The following is a 1,692-nucleotide window of genomic DNA, read 5'->3' as shown; positions in this document are numbered from 1 at the left end:
GGAAAAGCGAGACAGACGAGACCCCACAGGTAGCGCTAGCGGACGAGGAGGCTTGGCGCTCGCCCGCGGAAAGCGTCCGCCTGCAACGGAAATCATAAGTCGGTACTGTGACTCTCTTAAAGGACCGGGCGCACTTACCCGGTTTTTCTTATTATGCATGCAGGAATTAGAAAGCATTTATCGAATTATAAAATTAATGAATGTTCAAGTGATGAGAGTTTAGTATATCGCCAATGAAAAGTATTTTTAATTAGAAAGGGTGAAGAATAATGAAGTTAGCTACAATAAAGAAGGATGGAATTGAAACTGCAGCTGTGGTATTAGAGTATGGAATTCTTACAATTGATACCCTTAATACAACGTATTACCAAAAATGGTCAACTAATCTTTTTGAGCTTATTTCCAAGGGTCAACTCGATAACTTTAAGAATTGGTATCAGGATGAAATACAACTTAAAGTGAAAAAAGAAGCGCTCATAGAACATGTTCTTCCTTTCGATCAAGTGATTTACGGTCCACTTTATCGGCATCCAAGAAAAATTTGGGGAATAGGCTTGAACTATGTTGAGCATGCTGCAGACTTAAATGAAATATCTCCCAACACTGAACCAGCAAGTTTTATGAAACCTGATACAACGATTATAGGACCTAGTGATACAATTCTAATTCCTTTACAATCGGAGAGAACGACTGCTGAAGCAGAGTTAGCAATTATTATTGGGGAGGAATGTAAGAACGTATCGGAAGCTGAAGCCCATAACTTTATTGCTGGGTTTACTACAATTATTGATATGACGGCTGAGGATATATTGGAAAAGAATCCACGCTATTTAACTCGAGCTAAAAGTTTTGACACGTTTTTTAGCTTTGGACCTCATTTGGTTACACCTGAAGAGATTGAGAATGTACTAGATTTAAATGTAGCAACGGTTATCAATGGGGAAATTCATCGGAAAAATATTATTTCAAATATGACGTTTCATCCATTGTCTTTGGTTTCTTTCCATTCAAAAGTGATGAAGCTCTTGCCAGGTGATATTATTTCTACGGGAACTCCAGGGGCCGTCATAATAAGAGACGGGGATATCGTAGAATGTCAAATTGATGGTTTTGAAGGATTGATAAATCAAGTAAAGGATCTAAAAAAATAATATTTTAAATAACTTTAAATTTTTCTAGCAGACCATTTGGAACTATCAAATGGTTTTTTGTGCAAAATAAGAAAGTATATAAATTTAGTGAGCCATTGAATCCAGTATTCTCGCATTTTAAGGAGTAGGTTCTAGTATGATACCGCTGATTTGCGCTCCAGGCGGACGCTTTCCACGGGGCGGGCGGCGAGCCTCCTCGGGCCAACAGGATGTTGGTCACGAAGGCGTTGACTTGTGATGTGGCGTCCATAGCCTTTGTTCCATTACCGCTCCACTGCGGGGTCTCACCTGTCCCGCTAATCCCGTAGGAGTCGCCGCCTTCCGCTTCAATCAAGTAAATGTTTTCGAATTGATCATAAAAGAAAATACAACGTAAAAAGAAGGGAGTGCAGAAAGTCACTGGTACTTTAAATAATAGAAAAATGCAGTGGTTTGCATCATGAACACTGAAATTCTGGTATTTTGAGCAAGTATTTCTCTTTTTAGAAATAGTGTAGAAGAAGTATTCCTGCTAGCTTTGTATCGCTCACGATTCAAATGA

The 1,692-nt window shown here is 39.1% G+C and carries 2 protein-coding genes; both read left to right on the top strand.

The features are described 5' to 3' along the window. Nucleotides 1-223, top strand: a 223-nt coding sequence (locus tag B371_RS23895) for a hypothetical protein (protein WP_237721484.1), incomplete at its 5' end; no start/stop codon positions are given. A 46-nt stretch (nucleotides 224-269) separates the two neighbouring features. Beyond that, complete coding sequence (locus B371_RS0100485; protein ID WP_019412399.1) at nucleotides 270-1,151, top strand: fumarylacetoacetate hydrolase family protein; 882 nt, start codon at nucleotides 270-272, stop codon at nucleotides 1,149-1,151. Nucleotides 1,152-1,692: the final 541 nt, after the last annotated feature.

It is taken from the genome of Paenisporosarcina sp. TG20, from assembly GCF_000286315.1.
GTDB lineage: Bacteria > Bacillota > Bacilli > Bacillales_A > Planococcaceae > Paenisporosarcina.
The sequence above is the reverse complement of the archived record's forward strand: the minus strand, read 5'-3'. Positions and strand labels throughout refer to the sequence as shown.

Excerpts from the sequence above, each read along its gene's own strand:
- B371_RS0100485 (WP_019412399.1), top strand. The coding sequence starts at position 270 with ATGAAGTTAGCTACAATAAAGAAGGATGGAATTGAAACTGCAGCTGTG.